The sequence below is a fragment of the Burkholderia sp. BCC1047 genome (assembly GCF_902833155.1).
GTDB lineage: Bacteria > Pseudomonadota > Gammaproteobacteria > Burkholderiales > Burkholderiaceae > Burkholderia > Burkholderia sola.
Genome location: NZ_CADFEH010000018.1, coordinates 65,928 through 89,802, shown reverse-complemented (window position 1 = coordinate 89,802; position 23,875 = coordinate 65,928). Strand labels below are relative to the sequence as shown.

Genomic DNA, 23,875 nt, shown 5'->3' with positions numbered 1-23,875 from the left:
AGTCGCTATGCTGGGCCTTCGTTTTCCTCAGGCGAGCGCAATGGCTGAACTCTTTCTGGTACGGCACGGGCAGGCGTCGTTCGGCACCGACGACTACGACCGGCTGTCCGCGGCGGGCGACCAGCAAGGCGTGTGGCTCGGCGAATACTTCGCGCGGCAGGGCCTGACGTTCGACCGTGTGATCTGCGGCACGATGAACCGCCATGCGCAGACGGTCGCCGCGATCCTGCGCGGGATGGGCCGCGAAGGCGTCGCGGTCGACCGTCATCCGGGCCTGAACGAATACGATTTCCACGGGCTGTTCGCGGCCGCCGCCAGCGACTATCCGGAGATCGCGCGGCTCGCCGCCGGCTCGATGAAGGAACATTTCCGCGCGCTCCGGCAGGTGCTGCAGCTGTGGACCGAGGACAAGCTCGGCGAGGCGGCCCCCGAAACCTGGGCCCATTTCCAGCAGCGCGTGGCCGACGCGCGCGCGGCGATCCGCGAGGGCGGCGGGCAGCGCGTGCTCGCGGTGAGTTCCGGCGGCCCGATCGCGGTCACCGTGCAGCAGGTGCTCGCCGCGCCGCCGTCGAGCGCGATCGCGCTGAACCTGCAGATCCGCAACAGCAGTCTTTCGCAGTTTTTCTTCAACGCCGACGCGTTCCACCTCGCGTCGTTCAACGGCATCCCGCATCTGGAGGACCCCGAACGACACGCGCTGCGAACCTACGGCTGACCCACGAACGATCGCGACGATGACGAACCCTTCCCAGCAACTCGACGTAGCCCGCCTCACGCGCTATCTGGAAACGCACGTGCCGGGCTTCGAAGGCCCGGTCGACACGGAGAAGTTTGCCGGCGGCCAGTCGAATCCGACTTTCCTGCTGAATACGAAGAGCGGCCGCTACGTGCTGCGCCGCCAGCCGCCGGGCGAGCTGCTGAAATCCGCGCACGCGGTCGACCGCGAATTCCGCGTGCTCACCGCGCTGTCGGGCACCGCGGTGCCGGTCGCGCATCCGTATCACCTGTGCGAAGACCGCGACGTGATCGGCAGCCTGTTCTACGTGATGAGCTTCGAGGATGGCCGGATCTTCTGGGATCCCGCGCTGCCGGAACTGCCGAAGGCCGACCGCGCGACCTGCTACGACGCGCTGCTGCAAACGATGGCCGCGCTGCACGACGTCGATGTCGACGCGGTGGGCCTTGCCGACTACGGCCGGCCGGGCAACTACTTCGAGCGGCAGATCGGCGTGTGGACGAAGCAGTATCGCGCGGCCGAAACCGGGCGCCTCGACGCGATGGAGACGCTGATCGACTGGCTGCCGAAAGCGTGCCCCGAGGACACGGGCCGGCCCGCGCTGGTACACGGCGATTTCCGGATCGACAACCTGATGTTCGCGCGCGACGGCTATCGCGTGCAGGCCGTGCTCGACTGGGAACTGTCGACGCTCGGCAACCCGCTCGCCGATCTCGCGTATTTCTGCATGTGCCTGCGGCTACCGTCCGGCGGCCAGGTGCGCGGGCTCGCGGGCCAGGATCGTGCCGAACTCGGCATTCCGGACGAAGCGGCGATCGTCGCGCGCTACTGCGAACTGCGCGGCATCGCGCCGATCCGCGACTGGCATTTCTACCTCGCCTTCAGTTTCTTCCGGCTCGCGGCGATCGCGCAGGGCGTGAAGGCGCGCGCGTTGCAGGGCAACGCATCGAGCGAGCAGGCGCTGCGCGTCGGCGAAATGGCCGGCCGGCTGGCCGAACTGGCCGTCGGCGTGATCGACGCGCATCGCTGAACGCGACGCAGGCGCATGCAGCGCCGCGCTGCGGCACGAACAAACACAATCAATGGAGGAGCACAGCAACATGGCAACGAATCTGTTCGACCTGACGGGCAAGATCGCGCTGGTGACGGGCGCGAGCCGCGGCATCGGCGAGGAAATCGCCAAGCTGCTCGCGGAGCAGGGCGCGTACGTGATCGTGTCGAGCCGCAAGCTCGACGACTGCCAGGCCGTGGCCGACGCGATCGTCGCGGCGGGCGGCCGCGCCGAGGCGCTGGCGTGCCACGTCGGGCGCCTGGAGGACATCGCCGCGACGTTCGAGCACATCCGCGGCGAGCACGGCCGCCTCGACATCCTCGTGAACAACGCGGCCGCGAACCCGTATTTCGGGCACATCCTCGATACCGATCTCGCCGCGTACGAGAAGACCGTCGACGTGAACATCCGCGGCTACTTCTTCATGTCGGTCGAAGCCGGCAAGCTGATGAAGACACACGGCGGCGGCGCGATCGTCAACACGGCATCGGTGAATGCGCTGCAGCCGGGCGACCGGCAAGGCATCTACTCGATCACGAAGGCGGCCGTCGTCAACATGACGAAGGCGTTCGCGAAGGAATGCGGGCCGCTCGGCATCCGCGTGAACGCGCTGCTGCCGGGGCTCACGAAGACGAAGTTCGCGGGCGCGCTGTTCGCCGACAAGGACATCTACGACGCGTGGATGACGAAGATCCCGCTGCGCCGCCATGCGGAGCCGCGCGAGATGGCCGGCACCGTGCTGTATCTCGTGTCGGACGCGGCGAGCTACACGAACGGCGAATGCATCGTCGTCGACGGCGGCCTGACGATCTGAGCGCGCGATGAAACTCGACAGCTACGCCGGCCAGGCCGTGATGATCACCGGCGCCGCGAGCGGCTTCGGCGCGCTGCTCGCGAGCGAACTCGCCGCGATGGGCGCGCGGCTCGCGCTCGGCGACCTGAACGGCGACGCGCTCGAACGCGTGGCCGCACCGCTGCGCGCGGCCGGCGCCGACGTCGTCGCGCGGCACTGCGACGTGCGCGTCGAAACGGACGTCGCGTCGCTGGTGCATGAGGCCGTCGCACGCTTCGGACGGCTCGACGTCGGCATCAACAACGCGGGCATCGCCCCGCCGATGAAGGCGCTGATCGACACCGACGAAGCCGATCTCGACCTGAGCTTCGCGGTGAACGCGAAGGGCGTGTTCTTCGGGATGAAGCACCAGATCCGCCAGATGCTCGCGCAGCGCGAAGGCGTGATCCTGAACGTCGCGTCGATGGCCGGGCTCGGCGGTGCGCCGAAGCTGGCCGCGTATGCGGCGTCGAAACATGCGGTGGTCGGGCTCACGAAGACGGCCGCGCTCGAATACGCGCGCCACGGCATCCGCGTGAATGCGGTGTGCCCGTTCTACAGCACGACGCCGATGGTCACCGACAGCGAGATCGGCGAGCGCCAGGAGTTTCTGGCGCAGGGCTCGCCGATGAAGCGGCTCGGCCGCCCCGACGAAATCGTCGCGACGATGCTGATGCTGTGCGCGAAGGACAACACGTATCTGACCGGGCAGGCCGTCGCCGTCGACGGCGGCGTCTCGGCCTTCTGAACCGAACGAACGGAAACACGGAAATCTCGAGGAGTCGATCATGGACTTTGGCTACACCCCGAAAGTGGAAGCACTGCGCGAACGCGTGAGCGCATTCATGGATGCGCACATCGTGCCGCGCATCCGCCAGTGGAACGACGAAGTGCACGCGGGCCAGTATCCGGTGTCGTTCATGGAGGAACTGAAGGAGCGTGCGAAAGCGGAGGGGCTGTGGAACCTGTTCCTGCCGCACCTGAAGGACGACGAGCCGGGCACGGGCCTGACGAACCTCGAATACGCGCCGCTCGCCGAGATCATGGGGCGCGTGAGCTGGGCGTCGGAAGTGTTCAACTGCAACGCGCCGGATACCGGCAACATGGAGCTGCTGCACATGTTCGCGACGCCCGAGCAGCGCGAACAGTGGCTGCTGCCGCTGCTGCGCGGCGAAATCCGTTCGGCGTTCGCGATGACGGAGCCCGACGTCGCGTCGTCGGATGCGACCAACGTCACGACACGCATCGAGCGCGTGGGCGACGAGTACGTGATCAACGGCCGCAAGTGGTTCATCACGAACGCCGCGCATCCGAACTGCAAGATCTTCATCGTGATGGGCAAGACCGATCCCGACGCCGAATCGCACCAGCAGCAGAGCATGATCCTCGTGCCGCGCGACACGCCGGGCGTGACGGTCGTGCGCAACATCACGGTGGTCAATCACCACGCGCCGGAAGGGCACTGCGAGATCACGTTCGACAACGTGCGCGTGCCGGCGCGCAACCTGCTCGGCGAGGAAGGCAGCGGCTTCGCGCTCGCGCAGGCGCGCCTCGGGCCGGGCCGCATTCACCACTGCATGCGTTCGATCGGCGCGGCCGAACTCGCGCTGGAGCTGATGGTCGACCGTGCGCAGTCGCGCGTCGCGTTCGGCAAGCCGCTGAACCGGCACGGCACCGTCGGCGAATGGATCGCGCGCTCGCGTATCGAGATCGACCAGGCACGCCTGCTGGTGCTGAAGGCCGCGTGGATGATCGACAAGGTCGGCGCGAAGGCCGCGCGCAAGGAGATCTCGATGATCAAGGCGCTCGTGCCGACCGTTTATACGGACGTGTGCGATCGCGCGATGCAGGTATTCGGCGCGGCTGGGTTGAGCCCCGATACGCCGCTGGCCGACCTGTGGACCTGGGGCCGCGCGCTGCGCTTCGCCGACGGCCCGGACGAGGTGCACCTGCAGGCCATCGCGCGGATGGAGATCAAGGACGGCGAACCCGGCTCAACCGCGCCGTACCTGACGCCGCCGCCGCGCGGCTGAGCGGGGCGACATGGACGAACGAATGGCGCCCGCCGTAAGATCTCGGCAAGGAGATTCGGCGATGCGCCTTTCGAAGATTGATCTGAACCTGTTCGTCGTATTCGAGGCGATCTACAACAAGCGCAATCTGACGCGCGCGGCCGAGGTGCTGAACCTCACGCAGCCGGCCGTCAGCAACGCGCTGGCGCGGCTGCGCAAGACGCTGAACGATCCGCTGTTCGTCAGCACGCCGGCCGGGATGATGCCGACGCCGATGGCCGAGAACATCGTCGGCCGCGTGCGCGAGGCGCTGCAACTGCTCGATTCGAGCGCGCACGAAGGCGACGTGTTCGATCCGGCTTCGTCCGAGCGCGTGTTCCGGCTCAGCATGAGCGACCTGACCGAAGCGCTGTTGCTGCCGGCGCTCGGCGAGCTGCTACAGACGCATGCGCCCGGCATGCACGTGCGCAGCTACACGATGGACCGCCGCGAGGTCGCGACCGCGCTCGCGAACGGCTCGGTCGACATCGCGATCGACGCGCCGCTGATCGGCGATCCGCATCTGCACCAGGCGCTGCTGGTGCAGGACCGCTACGCGTGCATGATCCGCGACGATCACCCGTTCAAGGGCGACACGCTGACCCTGGACGACTACCTGTCGATGGGGCACATCCACGTATCGAGCCGCCGCAAGGGCAGCGGGCACGTCGACGCGGAACTGACGCGGCTCGGGCTGCGCCGCAACATCCAGATGCGCGTGCAGCACTACATGGTCGCGCCGCTGATCGCGATGCGCGGCGATCTCGCGCTGACGGCGCCGCTGCGGCTGCTGCAGCGCTATCCGGCGCGGATTCTCGAACTGCCGTTCGAGATGCCCGGGCTCGACTACTTCTGCTACTGGCATCGCAGCGCCGATCAGGATCAGGGCAGCCAGTGGCTGCGCGGACAGTTGATGGCGTTGATGGGCGGGATGGGGGAGGGGCGGTGATGGAATGCCGCGCACGCGATCGTCGCCGTCGAATCGGTCGGCCGCGCGCATCGCCCTGAGCGGTGGTCCTCGGTAAGGCGCTTTTCGACAGTTGCGGCGACGTATTCCGTCGGTAGAATCGGTACTTCCCTACCGGAGTGCCTCGCATGGACTCTCACGCCCCGAATCGCCACGCACTGGCGCCGCTCGCGTACCACGAAGCCGTGGCCGACTATTTGCGCCGGCACGAGCCGGACGTCTGGCGCTGGACTAGCGAGCGCACGACGCATGCCGAGCAGCTCGAATCGCTGCGCGCTTCGTTGCTGCGCGAAACCTACCGGATCGACGCTGATGCGCACGGCAATGTCCATGCTGCCCTGGCGCTGGCAATGGAGCGACTCGGGATCGTCGACGTGCCGGCCACCCTCTATCAGTCGCCGGGCACGGAGATGAATGCGTCGCTCGTATTCGTACCGGGCGAGATCCACATCCTGTTGCAGGGCCCCGTTCTGGAGCGTCTGGCGCCGCCTGAACTGCTGGCGATCCTCGGGCACGAGCTCGCACATTATGTGCTGTGGTCGCTCGGCGACGGCCGGTTCCTGACGGCGGACCGGATCCTGAACGATGCAGTGGCCGCTCCCGGCGGAGCCGACAGCCATCGTGAGACGTTTCGGCGTTATGCGTTGCACACCGAACTCTTTGCCGATCGCGGTGGCGCATTGGCGGCGGATGCGGTGGCGCCCGCCGTTTCGACCCTGGTGAAGGTGCAGACGGGCATCAGCACGGTCGATGCCGCGGCTTATCTGCGTCAGGCCGCCGAGATCGAATCGAACGAATCGGGTGCCAGCGCGGCATTGAGCCACCCCGAGACTTTCATCCGTGCCCGTGCGCTTGCGTTGTGGTGGGACGGCGAGGCAAGCCTCGATAGCTGGATCGACACGCGGCTGCACGGCCCGCTTTCGCTGGAGCGGCTCGACTTGCCGGGCCAGGCGCGCCTGCAGGCACTGACGCGCGGATTCCTCGCGCATTACCTCGATGGCGCGTCGCTGGGCAGCGATGCCCTGCTGGCCCAGGTACGCATGCTGTTCCCGGACTGGCGTGAGGACGAACCCGTGGCCGGCCCGGATGCATTCGACGCGGCAGGCGTCGACGACAGCGTGCGCAGCTACCTGAACGCACTGATGATGGATCTTGCACTGGCGGACCCCGATCAGCGCGATGTGGCGTTGCTGCGCGCAGGGCAGGTTGCCCGGTCGCTCGGCAGTCTCGATGCATTGCAGCTCAACCTCCGGCGCGACGCGGGCCTCGGCAAGCGCGAACTCGAACGCTACAAGCGGCAATTGGCCGAGGAGAAGGACGCATGAACGACAGGATCGCCGACGGCGTGCCGCGCACGCTCCGTACGCTGATTGCCGCGCAGGCCGGCGCGGCATTGTCGACAGACGACGTGCTCGTGCTGGTGCTGCCGCTATTCGGGCAGGTGGCGGAACTGCACGCGCAGGGCAAGGTGGCGGCGCTGGACACGGACAGCATCGTGATCGACGAAGGGGGCGGCCTGGCGCTGCGACGCCCCGACGGCGAAACGCCGCAGATGGACGTCGGCGCCGTGCATCGCGTCCAGCCGCACCCTGCATCGGGCCTGAACATCGTCGGCGCGCTGCAACTGGATCACACGCCCGACGGCCATCACAGCCAGACCGATCTCGCGTTGCAGCTCGACGCGGCGGCGCCGGTCGAGCGGCCCGTCTATTTGCCCGGGTACGCGAGCTGGGAGCGATCCATCGGTCATCACGACGAGATCACCGACGTGTTCATGCTGGGGATGGTGCTGGCCAGCCTCGCATGCGGGCTGAACTTCGAAACCGAAAGCGAGCTGCGCGCGTTCGTCGAGCATCGGCGCAATCTGTTCGTGCTTCATGACCGGCTGCATCCGATCGTGGCGGCGGCGATCGTCGAAATGACGGAAGTGAACCGTCATGACCGCGCGACCGACGTGGCCGCGCTTGCGATGCGCCTGCGCACCTGGCGCGAGCAGCCGCTCGGCCTGGACGTCGAGCGTGCGCTGGCCGGGGCGACAGGCGCGGCGTCGCGCCGCGGTGCAGTGCTGGCGCACCTTCGCGACCGCTTGTTCGATCTGTCGCGTCGCAACCGGTTGCTGCATTTCCGCCCGACTGCGGCGACCGTCAACCTGACCGTGGCCAGCGTGCCGCTGATGCTGCAGATCGAAAGTGTGCGCCCGGAGCATATCTGCACGTGGGGCGGACCGTTCGCTGCCGACCTCGTGGCCGGCAAGGCGGTGCCGCTGCAGCAATGGCTGCGGTTCGACGATCAACCGTACCTGCCTGCATCGCTGGATCGGCTGATCGCCGATACTCGCCGCGAGCGGGCCGAATTCGGCTTCAGCAACCTGCGTCTCGTGATCGCGTTCCTGCGCTGGCACAACCTGAAGGAAGCCCCCGACGAGCGGATCGTGTCGCCGCTGCTCTGGTTGCCGGTCGAACTCGTCAAGCGCAAGGGCGTGCGCGATCAGTACGTGATCCAGTGCGCCGGCGGCGACGCCGAATTCAATCCGGCGTTGCGGCACCACCTTAGCCAGCTCTACGACATCCGGTTGCCCGAGACGGTCGACCTGGGCAAGATCACGCTGGCCGAGATTCATGCGGATATCCTGACGCAGATCCGGAGGTCGGAACCGTCGGTCGAGCTGCGGCTCGTCGACAAGGCGTCCGTACGGCTGGTGCGCCAGAAGGCACAGCAGCGCATGCAGCAATACCGACGGCGGAAGCCCGCGGCACGTGCAGGCGGTTCGCACGGCAGTCGGCTGCCGTCGTTCAGCTATGCGCAAGACGATTACCGACCGCTCGGCCGCGCGTTGTTCGAGGAATGGGTGCGGCCGAGCGAACTGCCGCAACGTTTCGAGGCTGGCGCCAGCCTGCGTCGGCCGCAGATGGCCGACGCAGCGGCGGCGGAGGCCGTCGACGATCGGCAGGGTTACGTGCTGCAGGAATCCGACGGGCATCGCTATGCGTGGGATTTCGACCTGACGCAGGTCACGCTGGCCAATTTCAACTACAGGAAGATGTCGCTGGTGCGTGACTACGCGCAACTGCTCGACGAGACCGCTGTGAATCCCGCATTTGACCGGGTGTTCTCGATCGAGCCGCGCGAGGTGGAAACGTCGGCGGCCGCGCCGCTGCCGGCCGGCGAGCAATGGAACGTGGTGGCTTCCGATGCGACCCAGAATGCGTCGGTGAGCCTGGCGCGCAGCCAGCGCAGCTTCATCATTCAGGGGCCGCCGGGCACCGGCAAGTCGCAAACCATTACCAACCTCATCGCCGATTACGCGGGGCGCGGCAAACGTGTGCTGTTCGTATGTGAAAAGCGCGCGGCGCTGGACGTGGTGTTCCACCGGCTCAAGCAGAGCGGGCTGGACGCGCTGTGTTGCCTCATCCACGATTCGCAGTCGGACAAGAAGGCGTTCGTCGCCGATCTGAAGAGCTGCTACGAGCGCTGGATCGCCCAACCGCACGACAGCGAAGCGCTGCACGCACGACGAGCGGCGCTGATCGATGCGCTCGACGTACAGCAGCGACGCATCGATGCATTCGAAGCGGCGATGGCGGCTGCGCCCGACGCACTAGGTGGCAATGTGCGTACCTTGCTGCGCCGGCTGGTCGCGCTGCCGGCGGCACCGGACGTGGGCTTTGCGTTGCGCGAACGCTTGCCTGCGCTGGCCGTATGGGATCGGCATGGCGAGTTGACCCAGCGCGTGCATCGTGCGATGCGAGAACGGTTCGGCACGAACAGCCTGGCTTCGCAACCCTTCGCGCGGCTGTCGGCGGCGCTGCTGGCCGATGAGCGCGCATTCGGGCGGGTCGAGCAGCTGTGCCAGGACACCGACGCGCTGTTCGATGTACTCGATCCGGTGCTCGACAGCACGGTGGCGTCGATCGGACATGACACGGCGTTGTCGCGTGCATGCGCGATAGCCGCCGATTGCCAGTGGCTGATCGATACGGGCCTCGCTGCACATCTCGACGTGCTCGAGCCGGCGTCGTCCGCGCAGACGGCATTGCGGGAAGTCCGCGACGCGTTGTCCGCGCACGCAGACGCGCTGACGGCCGCGCAGGCCGCCACCGTGCACTGGCGAGACAAGCTGTCGCCGGGCGATACCGCGTCGGCGCTCGCACTCGCGCGCCGGCTCGAGGCGTCCGCGATGCGATGGCTGCAACCTGCATGGTGGCGGTTGCGCGGCGAGCTTCGGCGTCGCTACGACTTCGCTCAGCACGCGGTGCATCCCGGCTACGTCAAGGTGCTGGAGCAGCTTGCCGCCGAACAGGCTGCTGCTGCCGCACTCGACGCAGCCGATGTCGAGTGCCGCAAACGCTATGGCGTGGGCGAAATGACGGCGTTTCTGCGCGCGTTGGCCGAGCTGGAGGCGCGGCTGGCGTCGGACGGCGATCTGCGCGAACGGATCGCGCATCTGCGTCAGGCGGTCGATCCGCTTGCTGCCGCGCGACTCGATGCCGGCGCACGCGAGGCGCTCGACAAGCTCGAGCGTCGCGTCCGCGACAACCTAGTCATGGACGACGGCGTGTCGCTGGCCGAAGTCGCCGAAGCGTTGCGCGATCTTCGGGAGGGGCTGGACGACTTGCCTGACTTGCTGCCGTTGTTGCGTGCGGTGCACGCGGCCGACTCCGCGTATGCGGCGACGCTGCAGTCCGTCGACCTCGCGCCCGCGGAGCTGGAGGCGCTGATTGCCGACGAGGCGTTGCGCCGCCTGGAGCGCGAAAACCCGGTGCTCGCGCGATTCGGCGGCGCGGCGCTCGCGCAAGCCGCGCGCGCTGCCGCCCGGATCCAGCGCGAATTGCTGACCGTGAATGCACAGGTGGTGAGCGCTACGTTGCATCGGCAGTTTGCCGACCACGTGCGTCAGTCCTCGCTGTCGGCCACGCAACTGGATGCCGACGGCAAGACCTTCAAGAAGCGCTACTCAACCGGCCGGCGCGAGCTCGAACACGAATTCGGCAAGAGCATGCGCCACCGTTCGATCCGCGATCTCGCCGACGACGAGACGGGCATGGTCGTCAACGACCTGAAGCCGATCTGGCTGATGAGCCCGCTGTCCGTATCCGATACGCTGCCGCTGTCGGCCGATCTGTTCGACGTGGTGATCTTCGACGAGGCCAGCCAGATTCCCACCGAGGAATCGGTGCCGGCGCTCAGCCGTGCCCGCCAGGTCGTGGTAGTCGGCGACGAGATGCAGTTGCCGCCGACGAGCTTCTTCACGGCAGCGGGCGCGGAGGGCGAGGACGAGATCGTGATCGAGGAAGAGGGTGAGCGCATCGCCATCAATCTCGATTCCGACAGCCTGTTGAATCAGGCCGCGCGCAATCTGCCCGCGACGCTGCTGGCGTGGCATTACCGCAGCCGGCACGAAGCGTTGATCAGCTTCTCCAATGCGGCGTTCTACGACGGTCGTCTCGTCACGATTCCCGATCGCGTGCTGGAGCGTGCCGACGAGGACGGGTGGTCGGTGCGATCGAGTCAGGATGATGCCGGCATCGTGGCTGCCGATGCGCTGCTCACTCGGCCGATCAGTTTCCACCGGCTTGACGACGGTGTGTACGTCGAGCGCAGCAACGTGCCGGAAGCGCGCTATATCGCGTCGCTCGTACGCGAGATGCTGCGCCGGGAGACGGGCCTGAGCCTTGGCATCGTCGCGTTTTCCGAGGCGCAGCAGAGCGCGATCGAAGCGTCGCTGGAGGCACTGGCGGCCGAAGACGCCGATTTCGCCGCGCGGCTCGAGCGCGAGTACGTGCGCGAGGACGACGACCAGTTCAATGGCCTGTTCGTCAAGAACCTGGAAAACGTCCAGGGTGACGAGCGCGATGTAATCATCCTCAGCATCTGCTATGCACCAAGCCCAGACGGCAGGATGCTGATGAATTTCGGGCCGATCAACCAGCGTGGCGGCGAAAAGCGTCTGAACGTCATCTTCAGCCGCGCACGGCACCGGATGGCCGTGGTCTCGACGATTCACGCCGAGGCGATCACCAACGTGCACAACGACGGCGCGGCCGCGCTGCGGACATTCTTGCAATTTGCGCAGGCTAGCGCCACAGGTCAGTTCGACCGTGCGCAGGCGGTGCTTGGTGCGTTGAATCAGGGCGCGCGCGATGCGTTCACGCGGCGGACATCGTCGGACGCCATTCGCGATGCTCTGGCCGAAGCCCTGCGCGCACGCGGTCACCAGGTCGATATCGACGTCGGCCGCTCGCAATTCCGCTGCGACCTGGCGATCGTCGATTCGTCGAAGCGGGACTACGCGCTTGCGATCCTGCTCGACAACCCGGCCCATGCCGTAGCCGATACGGCGGAGCGCTACGTATTCCGGCCCGGCATCCTGCGCGGCTTCGGCTGGCGCGTGCTGGACATCCCCGGGAAAGACTGGCTGGATGACCCGGCCGCGGTGCTGGCACGCATCGAGGCCATGCTCGCGGATGGCGAAGATCGAGCGCTCGACCAGGAAATCGAGTTGCCGACGCCAGTTGTTCAGGCGCCCGCGCCGGAGGCGGCAACTGTGCAGAGCGAGGCTGCGGCGGCGGCCGGTGTGCCGATGGAACGCGTGCGATCGCTGCGATTCGAGCAAGGCACGTCCAGCAAGTTCTGGCGGGCCAGCCTGCGGGGCACGGAGCTGAACGTGACGTACGGTCGGATCGGATCGGCCGGACAAGCCAACCTCAAGCAATTCGAAACCGTCGAGCGTGCACAGCGCGAGATGGACAAGCTGGTGGCGGAGAAACTGCGCAAGGGCTACGTCGAAGACCCGGCCGGGTGACGGCCGGCGTTCGATACGGCGGTCATGCGGGCGTTCCACACGCAGCCGCGGTCGGACTTCACGTTGTCGACGTTCCTCCGTGGATCGACGGCGTGTTCGATTTGACCGGCGAGGCGGGGCCGATCTCGGGACACCGGGCGTCGCGCCGGGCGGATGAACGGGGACGGCGGCGGCGCGCAGATGCGTGCCGCCGTATCGTCAATACGAATCGTCGTCGAAGCGAGACGACGCCGGCCGGCGCTTCATGTCCTTCAGCCAGCGCCTGACTTGATCCGGGTCCTCGAACTCGCGCAGCGCGACGCTCAGGTCCTGGTTGCTCCGCTGCGTGCCGGCGATGTCGCGCGCCAGCATGCGCAGCACGGTATCGGGCGCGACCTTGGTGGACGACGCGATCCCGTACGTGCGCCGGAAGTCGTTCTCGACGTGCACGATCTCCTGATCGAGTTCGCGCAGCTGTTCCTCGAGGATGCCGTTGTAGCGCGTAAGCCGCGCTTCGCCGAGGCCGTCGATCGCACGCCGGTCGATCTGCTCGATCTCCAGCTGGAGTTCGAGCAATTGCAGCAGGTTGCCCTTTTCGTACGCGCGATTGACCCGCTGCATCAGCACGGTTTTGCGTTGCTGTTCCTGCGGATCGGTTTCGCGATCGGGATGCAACGCGCTGGCGAGCTTGCGATAGATCTCGCGGATCGATTTGTTCGATTCGGCTTGCTCGGCTTCGATCCGGGCCTGGGCGGCCGATTGCTTCGGTGCTTTCTTGCGCTTCGCGCGCTGCGCCTCGCGGGCCGCGTGGGCGGCCATGTCGCGCTCGAACTGGGCGTCGAGTTCGGCCTGCATGCGTTCGGCAAGCTCGTCGGGCGACAGAGCGTCGAGATTTTCCGGCTGTCCGGGCTCGGGTGCCTGTCTCGGCTTCGTCGGTTCAGGCGCAGCCGCTGCGCCGGCGCCGTCGCGGGACGCGGCATGCCGGTTGTAAATAACCTTCAACGCCGCATCGTCGCTGACGTTCAGCAGATCACTCGCCATATCGGCGATCAAGTCCGACAGCGTGCGCTGCTCGGCCTTGCTCAGGCCCTTCTGCAGGAACGCGTCGTCGAGCAGATGGATCAGCCGGATGCGCAGCGCCGTCGCTTCCTGTTCGAGCGGCAACAGCCCGTCGACGAATTTCTTCTGGAACGCCGGCATCACGGCTTCCCACGCGCTGAGCCGCTCGCGGCGCTTTTCGATCTGCTTGACGAGCGTATTGAACGTTTGCTGGGCTTTCGACAGGCTGGCTGTCTCGTGGCCGGGTGCGATGGCGACCGCGGCACCGCGACGTGCGGTCATGATGAGTGTCCTCCGGCCGCGGCGGGACGCGCGGCAGGCCGGTATTTTAGCCGCATGCCTGCGGGTCGGCGTGGAACGGGGTGCTTCCCCGCAGCGATCGGCGGCGCGTCGACGCTTCACGGCGGGCACGGCCGGCGCGCTGGAACCCGCGCCCGCTGCGCCGTTCGGCCCGCAGGCCGCTTCGGCGTCCTTCTGTTCGGCGAGGCGCTTCGCGGCCAGCTGTCCTGCGCGGCGACGATGCCGTCCGGATAGCGGTTGCGCTGCCTGAAGGGAATCGGTTGCACGCGCAACCGAGTTGGGCCGGAGTATGACCCGTCAGTCGCCGAACAACTGCCCCTGCCCGGAAATCACGCGTTCGAAATCGTCGCGCAGGAACGGCAGGATCGCATCGGCGACCGGCTGAAGCTGGCGGCTCAGGTAGAACGCATAATCGATCGGCGAGCGCATCGTTTCGAGCGGCTCGGGGCCGGCCGTCGTCATCACGTAGCTGATCCAGCCGCCGCGCTGATATTGCAGCGGCCGGCCTTGCGCGTGATTGAACTCATCGGCGATGCGCGCCGCGCGCACGTGCGGCGGCACGTTGCGCTCGTATTCGCGCAGCGGCCGGCGCACGCGCTTGCGGTAGACGAGCTGATCGTCGAATTCGCCGGCCAGCGTGCGTCGCACGTAGTCGCGAATGAAATCCTGGTACGGTTCGCGCCTGAACACGCGCCGGTACAACTCGCGTTGGAACTGCTGCGCGAGCGGCGTCCAGTCGGTGCGCACCGTTTCGAGCCCCTTGAACACGAGGTCCTCGCCGCCGTCGGCCGTCGCCGCGAGGCCCGCATAGCGCTTCTTGCTGCCTTCTTCCGCGCCGCGTACGGTCGGCATCAGGAAGCGGCGGTAATGCCGCTCGTATTGCAGCTCCAGCGCGCTATCGAGCCCGAACTGCTCGCGCAGATGGGTTTGCCACCAGCGATTCACGTGCTCGACGAGCGCGCGACCCTTGACGCCGGCTTCGTCGTCGTCATGCGTGCGGCCGAGCCACACGAACGTCGAATCGGTATCGCCGTAAATCACTTCGTAACCCTGAGCTTCGATCAGTTGACGCGTGCGGTGCATGATCTCGTGGCCGCGCATCGTGATCGACGACGCGAGGCGCGGGTCGAAGAAGCGGCAGCCCGTCGAGCCGAGCACGCCGTAAAACGAATTCATGATGATCTTCAGCGCCTGCGACAGCGGCGCGTTGCGCTGCCGCTTCGCGTCGTCGCGGCCTTCCCACACGCGGCGCACGATGTCGGGCAGGCAGTGCGCGGTGCGCGAGAAACGCGCGCCGAGAAAGCCGGGCACCGATGCGTCGTCGGCGGGGTTCGCGAGTCCTTCGATCAGGCCGACCGGATCGATCAGGAACGTGCGGATGATCGACGGGTAGAGGCTCTTGTAGTCGAACACGAGCACCGAGTCGTACAGCCCGGGGCGCGAATCCATCACGAAGCCGCCGGGGCTGTTCTGCCCCGTCACGTCGCCGAGGTTCGGCGCGACGTAGCCGAGCCGATGCATGCGCGGCAGGTACAGGTGCGTGAACGCCGCGACCGAGCCGCCGGTGCGATCGGCCGCGAGGCCCGTGACGCTCGCGCGCTCCAGCGCGAAGGACAGCAGGTCGACCTTGTCGAAGATGCGCGTGACGAGTTCGCAGTCCTTCAGGTTGTAGCGCGCGAGCGCGGGCTTGTCGTGATCGAAGCGGCGCTGGATCTCGTCCATCCGCTGGTACGGGTTGTCGATCGACTTGCCTTCGCCGAGCAACGACTGCGACACGTATTCGAGGCTGAACGACGGGAAGGTCCACGTGGCGGATTTCAGCATGTCGATGCCGTCGAGGATCAGCCGGCCGGCCGCGCCCGCGAAGAAGTGGTCGGGCTGCTGGCCGTGCGCGCGCCAGTCGAGCACGTTGCCGCCGCGCCCGAGCTTCAGCGGCACGCCGTATTGCTCCGCGTGCGCGTGCAGGATGCGCAGGTCGAACTGCACGAGGTTCCAGCCGATCACCGCGTCGGGATCGTGCTCGTCGAACCAGTCGTTGAGCCGATTGAGCATCGTGGTGCGGCTGTCGCAGTAGTCGAGGTTGAAGTCCAAGGCGCCTGCGCTGCCGCTTTCGTCGCCGTTCGGCGGGCCGAGCATGTAGACCTGGCGCAGCCCGCAGCCTTCGAGCGCGATCGAGTACAACTCGCCGTGGACGCTGGTTTCGATGTCGAGCGACACGCAGCGCAGCGTCGGGCGGTAACCGGTTGCGGGTTTCAGCTCGCCGCCGGTGAGCGTGCCGTCGCGGCCGGGCTGGCCGCGAAACTGAACGCATGCGGTGATGAAGCGCTCCATCGCGTAGCGGTCGGGCGGCTGCACGTCGGCTTCGTAGACGTCGACACCGGCGGCGGCGAGCCGCTTCTGGAGCCCGGACAGATGGCGGTAGCGCTTGCAATAGAGGCCGACGACGGGGCGCTGCCGGAAGTCGCGCAGCGCGAGCGGGCGCAATTCGGCTTCTCGCTCGTCAGCCAGCGTCCGCTCGGCGAGCGCCTGCTGTTCGGCGGGGATGAACGCGACGGCTTCCTGCGGGCGCAACCGCACGCGGCGCGGACCGTGTTCGGTTGCCAGCCAGAACTCGATCTCGATGCCGGATGCGGTGTCCCGCCAGTGGCGGGTAAGGATGAAGCCCTGCTCGAACGCCGTCAAAACGCTTGCTCGTGATGGATGCCCAGGGGGCGGATTTTAGCGCCTGGAAGCGCTTCGCGCCGGCGGCGGACCTATGGCATCAGGTGGCAGGAAGGCGGCGCGTGATGCGCCATCCTCTGCGGGCCGCATCGATCGGCCGCAGCAACCAGCGGCGCGCGACGATCGCGTGGCGCTTCTGCGTGACGTATTCGTCTACCGTGAGTTCGAGGGTATCGTCACCGACGCGGGACAGTGTCGCGGTGGCGCCGGAACCGTCCGCGAATTCGATGACGGCGGGATGTGGCGTTGCGGTGCGCGGCGCATCGTGGTCGAGCGTCACGATGCTGCCTGGGTAGAGGTGCGAATGGCTTGTACGCAGCAGGACGGCAGTGGGCATGGAAAGCGCTCCGGAAAACGTCGACTTGGGCAACGTGAGCCGGCCCGCGGAGCCTACATGAAGGTGAGCGTTCGCGGGGGATGTCTTGCGGGCGCTCAGAGGCTCGGTGCCGGAGGCCGGACCCGAACCGCTACCCGTCAAACATGCCCCTCATGCTCGATCGCCGCGCCATGCCCCGCCCGCGCCGCGACCCTCAGCGGCACCCCTGAAGCCCTGGCTGCCCGCTTCGCCCACATCGCCGTCAGGATCGGCACGAGAATCGCCGTCACGAGGCACGCGGTCGCGACGATCGCCGTTGCCGCCGGCACCATCGGTTTGAACTTCGGAATCATTTCGCCGATGATCGCCGGGTTCGCGACCGCGGCGCCGGCCGTCGACGACGCGGCCAGCCCGGCCGTCCCATTGCCGCCACCCACGAACTTGTCGGCGAGAATCAATGGCACACCGGTCACGACGATCACCGCGAGCCCGAGCGCGATGCCCGGCAGCCCGCTCTTCGCGATCACGTTGAGATCGATGCCGTTGCCGAGCGCGAAGCCGAAGAACGGGATCAGCGGATGGACGCAGCGCCCGAACAAGTCGCGCAGCTGCACATCGAGATTGCCGAGCGTGAAGCCGATCAGGAACGGCAGCACCGCGCCGACGAAAAGCCGCGTCTCGAACACCGCGACGCCGGCCGCGCCGAGAATCAGCATGCTGACGAGCGGCCCCGATTCGATCGACATCAACACGAACGCGCCGGCTTCTTCCTTGGTGCCGTATTGCTGCATCACGGCCGCATAGAGGCCGCCGTTGGTCATGTCCATCGACGTCGTGATCGCGAGCAGCGACAGGCCCGCGAACAGGCCCGTGCGGATACCGTCGTCGGGGATGAACCGCGCGGCGATCAGCGTCGCGAGCCATGCGACCACGATTTTCGTCGCGAGCAGCGTGCCCGATTTGCGCAGCACGACGCCCGTCGCGCGCAGGTCGATCGTCGCGCCCATGCAGAAGAACCAGACGGCGAGGATCGGCACCGTGCCCGCGATCAGGCCGTTGGTGAACGAGCCGAAGTACTTCCCGGCATTCGGTGCGAACGTGTGCACGCACGCGCCCAGCAGCATCGGGATCAGCATGAGCCCGCCCGGAATGCGGTCGATGGCCTGTTTCAGCTTCACGTCTCCTCCGTGGACGTCGATGCGTCCCGTTGTCGAATGATGTCTGCTGACTGACTATAGGACATGATTCGGAACGGTGGTCCGTTTTTATGCGTTTCGACGGTAGTCGTATCATCCGGAAGCGGCCGGCGTCGAAGCGACCACGGTCGCGCAGGATTGAGCGTGTGCCGGCCGCGAACCGGCAAACCGGAAAAACGATACGGCGTAGAGGGCGAATGAGAATGATGAAGACCAAAACGACGATGCGCATCGGCATCGCGATGCTGGTGCTCGGCGCGAGCCTGGGCGCGAACGGCGCGCACGCAAAGCGCGCGGTCGATTGCGGGAAGCTCGACGCGGCCACGAGCGGCCCGGACGACAACTTCCGGCCACCGGCGTCCGGCACGGTCGTCGGCACGGGGCGCGCGTATTTCTACTCGGCGCCCGACGCGCAGTGCATCACGAAGCGTACCTTCATCGTTCCCGGCGATTCGGTGACCGTCTACAAGTCGCACGGGCGCTGGTACAACATCATGTACGTGAACGGCAAGACCGGCGACGACGTCGAAGGATGGGTCGAGCAGGGTCGCGTGCGCGTCGGCGGTCAATACGGCGCGCAGTAGTCGCCTTCGGCGTCGCCGCTACACCGTCGCCCATGCGACGTCGCGCTTCAGGTTCTTCGCGCGCAGCGGCCGCTGGTACAGGTATCCCTGCGCGTACTGGATCCCGACCGCATGCAGCGCGCGATGCTGGGTTTCCGTCTCCACGCCTTCCGCGATGATCTTCATGCCGTAGTGATGCGCGACGGCCGCGATCCCTTCGATCAGCTTCGCGCTGCCGCTGTCCAGTTGGGAGACGAACTGCCGATCGATCTTCACGTAGTCGAACGGGAAGCGCGACAGCATGTCGAGATTGCTGTGATGCGTGCCGAAATCGTCGATCGCGAACTTCGCGCCTTTGGATCGCAGCGCGTGGAAGATCTCGGTGGTGCGCGCGTTCTTCTCGAGCAGGATGCGCTCGGTGACTTCGAGCACCAGCGTGAAGCCGGGCGGCAGCGCGCGGATCGTTTCCTCGACGACGGCCACGAACCGCGCGCGCTCGAGATCCTGCGGCGCCACGTTCACGGCGATGCGCAGCGGCGTGGACGGCGTCAGCGCGGTCAGCTCGGACACCGCCGTGCGCAGCACGAATTCGGTGATCTTCGGCAGCAGCGTGCTCGATTCCACCTGCGGGATGAACACGGCCGGGCTGATGGCCCCCCACTTCGGATGGTGCCAGCGCAGCAGCGCCTCGACGCCGACCGTCCTGCGCGTCTGCACGTCGACGATTGGCTGGTACACGACATGGAACTCGTTGCGTCTGAGCGCGTGGCGCACGGCCTTCAGCAGCAGCCGCCGCGGCGCCATCGCGAGCAGGTAGGCGGCCATCACGAGGCTGTCGGCCAGCAGGACGATCGTCGCGCCGATCAGCCGGTCGTGGCGCCGGACCTGTGACGCGTAGCGCGCCGAGGCGACGACCGACACCGTGAACGGCCAGCGCTGCGACGCAATCGTGCTGCCGCCCGTGGGGCCTGCGTCCGTGTCCGGCGCGAACGTCCCGTGTTGATCGAGGCGGCCCGATCCCGCGATCGACAGCGTGGCCGTTTCCGCCCCGTTGGCCGTGCCCAGGGCGAGCGCGTCGGCCACGTAGTCGCCTTCGATCAGGTACAGGACGCCCGCGCCGCGCGCAGTGGCGCGGAATGCGTACAGCACCGGAATGCCGTGCTGGAACGCCGTCTGGCGCAGCAGCGTGACGGTCATCGATCCCGGTTCGGGCTCGCGCGCATACTTGACGAGCGGCACGTCGATCGAACCGAGCGCCGACGAGCACATGACGCGGCCGTCGTTCACCAGCGCGACCGCACGCAGATAGCGCAGGCGAGTGCCCACTTCGGCCAGCGTCCGGAACACCGCCGCGCACGGCTGCCTGACCAGCGCGGTCAGCTCGTCCGCGTGGCGGAGGCGCACGCCGTCCAGGATGCGGTCCACGGAAGCCACGATGTCGTTGGCCACGGCGCGCTCGTGCGCGGTGACGGTATCGCGGGCGAAGCGGTCGGCCAGCACGATCGCGAACGCGGGCACGAGCACGCAAATGATCACGGCGGCGAAAAGGACGACGCGCGGCCACGCGCCGCCGCGGTGGAAAAGATGCGTCGAGCCGGGCGGGAGCGCCCGTAATCCCGCGGTTGCCTTTGGTGTTGTACGCATGGCGTGGCAAGTCGAACCGGTCGGTGCGCCGACGGCGTGCATGCCGCATGCCTGGTTCGGGCCATGCGGCTTGCGCGCCGGTTTCGGGACGCCGATCGAGTCGGCCGTCGCGACGGCATCCGCTTGGCCAGTCGCGATCAGCCATTCATCTGGCAGCATTCCTCAATAACATGCGCGCATCCTGCATGTATATCGGCGCAACGTACCGAAAAAAGCCCCGGCCGCACAGTACGTGCAGCCGGGACAAAAGACACCGTCTCTTGGCACGAGGATGGTGCGCGGCAAGTATAAGATGCGGCGCGCCATTACGTAATATCGTTGTCTAAAAATTGATGCCGTTTCGGGATTGTGTCTCGAAAAGAAACATTTCAATAGGGCGCCGTGGCCGGCAATTTGCCGCCAGCGCGTCAAACCGGAGCGTTGCGATGAAAGAAAATGCCACACCCGCGGTCATCGTGACCGATGGCGCCGCCGCGGCGGACGGCGGTTCGCTGTGGATCCGGATTTCGGTGGACGGGGAGGCCCGCGACTATTGGCTCGATCGCGCGCTCGCGTCGCGCGGTACGCCGCGTTACGACAGCATCCGCGGCGCGCACGGCGTGCTGTCGGAAGGAGAGCGACGGGAATTGCGGGGGCTGCTGGCGCGCATCGCCGACCCCGCGATGTGGGCCGGCATCGTCGGCACGTTCATCCAGGTGCTGACGCGCCCCGACGAGCCATGAACGATGCGGTGCCGGCGGCGCGTCAGAAGTCGTTGCGCATCTTGTGGAGCAGACCGCTGGGCGACTGGTGCGTGTCCACGGCGGTGAGGACATCGGTCACGAACCACGGCAGGTTCAACTGCGTATCGGAATCGCCGACGCAGACGCGGATCGGCGGCGCGCTGGACGGTGAATGGGCGCCTTGCGCGGCATCCCGCGACGGCACGCAATTTTTCGCGTAGGCCTGAGCCGGAACCGGCGCGACGCTGGAGGATGCACCGGCGAAGGCCGGCGCGGACACGCCGATGGTGGCAAACAGGGTCAGGGCAGCGGCAAGGGCGACGCGTTTCATGAGGTTCTCCGGCGATGCACGTTCGACCATTTGAGCCGCTGCTAGTTCGTCGGCGCAAGATACGAATCACCTGCCCGAACAGATTGCTCAGCCGCGCGCAATGCCGGTCGTCCGCGTCGGCCGCTCGCCGCAGGCCGCACCACTGCCGCGGCGGCTCGCCGCACGGGTGTCGTTCCACGCATGTATATTGTCGCCGTGCATCGATCGGCCGGCGATATCGCGCCGCTTCGTTTGCACGTCTCTGTGCGCGCGCACTGCCAACCCGCCCGAGCGCGGTGCTCGCGGCGAAGCGTCCAGAGCAATTACAAGAACCAGAGAGCGTTCCGAGCCTGCCCATGAGCGATACCGAAGTCGTTTTTCAAATAACCGCGGACGATCTCGTCCACGCCTACCGCCTGCATCTTTGGCGCAGGTACAACTGGAAATACCTGCTCAAGTCATTTGCGATCGGTGCGATCGTGTACATAATCCTGCTGGTCGGCGGCGTCCGGATAGCAAGCGGACGTTTTCCGGAATGGCGCTATGTCTGGATGGCCGCGGGAATCGCGGCTGTCGTCGCGATCGGCGTGCCCATCCTGAATCATCTGATACTGCCGCGCGCAGGTCGCAAGATTTACGACCAGCAAAGGACGCTTCATCAGATTCACACGGTCATTTTCCAAGGCGACCGGTTCATTGTCGAAACGCCGACTTCGCGCGACGAAATTCACTATGCGGATCTCATTCGCTGGAGCGAGGATCGTCAAATGATCCTGCTTTATCAGTCGTCGGTGATGTTCCGCGTGGTACCGAAGCGCGTGCTGAACGACGGACACGTGGCATTCCTGTATCGAGCGCTGCTTCAGAACGGCGTGCGCAAAGTCTAGCGGGCCGTGGCCGGACGGTCTGCGCCGTCCGGGTTTCAACGTGTGCTTGCGGCCAGAAGGCCCCCACGCATCACATCACTGATACCCGTAACACTGCTTCAACCCCGCGTAGTCGTAGAAGTGGCTGCCCGGCGCGATCTTCGCGCCGTCGCACGCGGCCTGGAAATCCGTCTCGCGCTCGTTGTACAGCATCTTCACGATGAGCCGCGATCCGTTGCGATAGACATCCCACTGCATGTTCGCGGCCATCGGCGACACCTGGTCGCCGCGCCACGGGTTATTCGCATACGTGTACGTCTGCGCCTGCGGCGTCGGCACGAACACGCTCTTCAGGTTCATGATCGACGCGAACGGAATCACGATCTCCGCATGCGTGAAGCGCAGCTTCGCGGCGTGTGTCAGGTCGCCGCGCGCGATCGCATCGACTTCACTGAAGAAATCGTCCTGCAGCACCTTCGCCATCCGGTACGTCACCGGGTTCGCTTCCTGGATGCCGGGCCCCTTCTGATAGTAATCCTCGGCATCCTGCAGATACGCGAGATACTGCGCCTGCTCCGCGCCGATGTACTTCTCCATCGCGACGCCGCCGGTTTCCGCGGTCATTGCCGGCGCCACCTGAAGCAGGTTGTACAGCACGTTCACCGCGTCGACGGCGGTCGCGATCTTCGTCTTGCCGTCGCCCTTCAGCGTGTTGGTGAACTTGCCGTCCGTCGACGTGAATGCATAGGTGCCGGTGTTCGCGAATGTGTAGCCGTCGGAGCCGAGCTTCGCGATGAAGGCCGGCGACACGAGCGCGGACAGCACCGTTTGCGCGACATCGCCGGCCTGCGGCGCGGCCTTGATCGCCTTCAGCTTCGCGGCCACCGTCGCGTCGTTTGCATAGGTCTGGTACGCCTGGCTCGCCTGATAGGTCGCGTAGTATGGATCGCTCGTGTCGGTCACGAGATCGGTGGCCGGCTTCAGCGAATGGAAATACAGCAGGAAACGATTGGTGCCGGCCGGCTGCACGACCGGTGCGCTCGCCGGATAGCCGGCCGGCGCGGCCGGCAGCGTGATGGCCGGCGCCAGTGCCGGCTGCGCGGCAACCAGTGCCGCCGAGAAATACGTCGAACTGTCGACCGCGCGATCCTGGCCCGAGTTGACGACGACCACCTGCCGGTTGCCCGCCGCGAACAGCGCGGGTAGCCGCTGCGCGAGACGCGCGGCGAGTTGCTGATGTTCGCGGATGCCGGTTTGCGTGAGGTTGCCGTACCCGGGTGTCGAGATGCCCTGCACGCCATAGCCTAGCAGCGCATTGGCCTTCATCATCGCGTACGTGTCGGCCTTGAGCTGCACGCCGAGCGGCGTCAGCGCGCCGTCGGCCTCGGCCTTGACCAGCATCGCGTAGATCGCGCCGTCGTATTTGAAGCCCGACAGCCCGCGCGAACCGTGACGGGCGACGAGTTCGGTATAGACGGGCGCGTAGCCGGCCGGCGGCGCTTCGTACGTCGCGGCGTCCTGCTGCGGGCGGTACGGCGTCTTCGTCTGGTAGTAGGTCGCGGGTGCCGGAGTCGGCGTGGGCTGCGGCTGCGGTGCGGGCGTCGTGCCGTTGTTGCCGGCCGACGCGGCGGGCGGTGTCGAATCTTCACCGCCGCAAGCGGCGAGCAACAGGCAGGCAATCGCGAGGGCGGCGGCGGTGCGGGTCGGGCGTGTCATCGTGGCGGGCAACGGACGGGACGAAGCGCATGTACGTCGTCCCG

The 23,875-nt window shown here is 66.8% G+C and carries 18 protein-coding genes; 11 read left to right on the top strand and 7 right to left on the bottom strand.

The window, feature by feature from the left end:
- Positions 1-40: 40 nt before the first annotated feature.
- The 8 genes from HWX55_RS19475 (at position 41) to HWX55_RS19440 (ending at position 12,439) form a co-directional block, all read left to right on the top strand.
- On the top strand, positions 41-715 hold the full coding sequence (locus HWX55_RS19475) for a histidine phosphatase family protein (RefSeq protein ID WP_175976920.1): 675 nt from the start codon (positions 41-43) through the stop codon (positions 713-715).
- Positions 716-734: 19 nt separating this feature from the next.
- The gene (locus tag HWX55_RS19470; RefSeq protein ID WP_175976919.1) at positions 735-1,766 is read left to right on the top strand and encodes a phosphotransferase; all 1,032 of its coding nucleotides are present in this window, start codon (positions 735-737) and stop codon (positions 1,764-1,766) included.
- Positions 1,767-1,836: 70 nt separating this feature from the next.
- Positions 1,837-2,601 (top strand): SDR family oxidoreductase, encoded by a 765-nt coding sequence (locus HWX55_RS19465; protein ID WP_175976918.1) that lies wholly within the window; start codon positions 1,837-1,839, stop codon positions 2,599-2,601.
- 7 nt (positions 2,602-2,608) lie between these two features.
- On the top strand, positions 2,609-3,367 hold the full coding sequence (locus HWX55_RS19460) for a glucose 1-dehydrogenase (protein ID WP_175976917.1): 759 nt from the start codon (positions 2,609-2,611) through the stop codon (positions 3,365-3,367).
- A 40-nt stretch (positions 3,368-3,407) separates the two neighbouring features.
- On the top strand, positions 3,408-4,652 hold the full coding sequence (locus HWX55_RS19455) for an acyl-CoA dehydrogenase family protein (protein WP_175976916.1): 1,245 nt from the start codon (positions 3,408-3,410) through the stop codon (positions 4,650-4,652).
- 61 nt (positions 4,653-4,713) lie between these two features.
- Positions 4,714-5,619, top strand: coding sequence for a LysR family transcriptional regulator (locus tag HWX55_RS19450; protein ID WP_124594876.1), 906 nt, complete (start codon positions 4,714-4,716; stop codon positions 5,617-5,619).
- Positions 5,620-5,765: 146 nt separating this feature from the next.
- On the top strand, positions 5,766-6,962 hold the full coding sequence (locus tag HWX55_RS19445; protein WP_175976915.1) for a M48 family metalloprotease: 1,197 nt from the start codon (positions 5,766-5,768) through the stop codon (positions 6,960-6,962).
- Positions 6,959-12,439, top strand: coding sequence for an AAA domain-containing protein (locus tag HWX55_RS19440; protein ID WP_175976914.1), 5,481 nt, complete (start codon positions 6,959-6,961; stop codon positions 12,437-12,439). Before HWX55_RS19445 ends, HWX55_RS19440 begins: the two co-directional genes overlap by 4 nt.
- Before the next feature lie 198 nt (positions 12,440-12,637).
- Here HWX55_RS19440 and HWX55_RS19435 read toward each other — a convergent pair whose 3' ends face one another.
- From HWX55_RS19435 to kdgT, 4 genes are all read right to left on the bottom strand, one after another.
- Complete coding sequence (locus tag HWX55_RS19435; RefSeq protein WP_175976913.1) at positions 12,638-13,759, bottom strand: J domain-containing protein; 1,122 nt, start codon at positions 13,757-13,759, stop codon at positions 12,638-12,640.
- A 315-nt stretch (positions 13,760-14,074) separates the two neighbouring features.
- Positions 14,075-16,459 carry a DNA polymerase II gene (locus tag HWX55_RS19430; RefSeq protein WP_175976912.1) on the bottom strand — a complete coding sequence of 795 codons (2,385 nt, stop codon included), beginning with the start codon at positions 16,457-16,459 and terminating at the stop codon, positions 14,075-14,077.
- Positions 16,460-16,538: 79 nt separating this feature from the next.
- On the bottom strand, positions 16,539-16,835 hold the full coding sequence (locus tag HWX55_RS19425) for a hypothetical protein (protein WP_175976911.1): 297 nt from the start codon (positions 16,833-16,835) through the stop codon (positions 16,539-16,541).
- Between the two features lie 137 nt (positions 16,836-16,972).
- Positions 16,973-17,992 (bottom strand): 2-keto-3-deoxygluconate transporter, encoded by a 1,020-nt coding sequence (gene kdgT, locus HWX55_RS19420; RefSeq protein WP_175976910.1) that lies wholly within the window; start codon positions 17,990-17,992, stop codon positions 16,973-16,975.
- Positions 17,993-18,234: 242 nt separating this feature from the next.
- Here kdgT and HWX55_RS19415 point away from each other — a divergent pair, with 242 nt between their 5' ends.
- On the top strand, positions 18,235-18,594 hold the full coding sequence (locus HWX55_RS19415) for a hypothetical protein (protein WP_244140606.1): 360 nt from the start codon (positions 18,235-18,237) through the stop codon (positions 18,592-18,594).
- 18 nt (positions 18,595-18,612) lie between these two features.
- Here the strand turns inward: HWX55_RS19415 and HWX55_RS19410 are convergent, their stop codons facing one another.
- Positions 18,613-20,217, bottom strand: coding sequence for an EAL domain-containing protein (locus tag HWX55_RS19410; protein ID WP_175976909.1), 1,605 nt, complete (start codon positions 20,215-20,217; stop codon positions 18,613-18,615).
- A gap of 425 nt (positions 20,218-20,642) precedes the next feature.
- On the opposite strand from HWX55_RS19410, the gene HWX55_RS19405 reads away from it, so the two are divergent.
- Positions 20,643-20,939, top strand: coding sequence for a hypothetical protein (locus tag HWX55_RS19405; protein ID WP_175976908.1), 297 nt, complete (start codon positions 20,643-20,645; stop codon positions 20,937-20,939).
- A 22-nt stretch (positions 20,940-20,961) separates the two neighbouring features.
- Here the strand turns inward: HWX55_RS19405 and HWX55_RS19400 are convergent, their stop codons facing one another.
- The gene (locus tag HWX55_RS19400) at positions 20,962-21,270 is read right to left on the bottom strand and encodes a hypothetical protein (protein WP_175976907.1); all 309 of its coding nucleotides are present in this window, start codon (positions 21,268-21,270) and stop codon (positions 20,962-20,964) included.
- A 335-nt stretch (positions 21,271-21,605) separates the two neighbouring features.
- Here HWX55_RS19400 and HWX55_RS19395 point away from each other — a divergent pair, with 335 nt between their 5' ends.
- Positions 21,606-22,136 (top strand): YcxB family protein, encoded by a 531-nt coding sequence (locus HWX55_RS19395; RefSeq protein WP_175976906.1) that lies wholly within the window; start codon positions 21,606-21,608, stop codon positions 22,134-22,136.
- A gap of 75 nt (positions 22,137-22,211) precedes the next feature.
- Here HWX55_RS19395 and HWX55_RS19390 read toward each other — a convergent pair whose 3' ends face one another.
- Positions 22,212-23,831 carry a histidine-type phosphatase gene (locus tag HWX55_RS19390; RefSeq protein ID WP_175976905.1) on the bottom strand — a complete coding sequence of 540 codons (1,620 nt, stop codon included), beginning with the start codon at positions 23,829-23,831 and terminating at the stop codon, positions 22,212-22,214.
- Positions 23,832-23,875 lie beyond the last annotated feature (44 nt).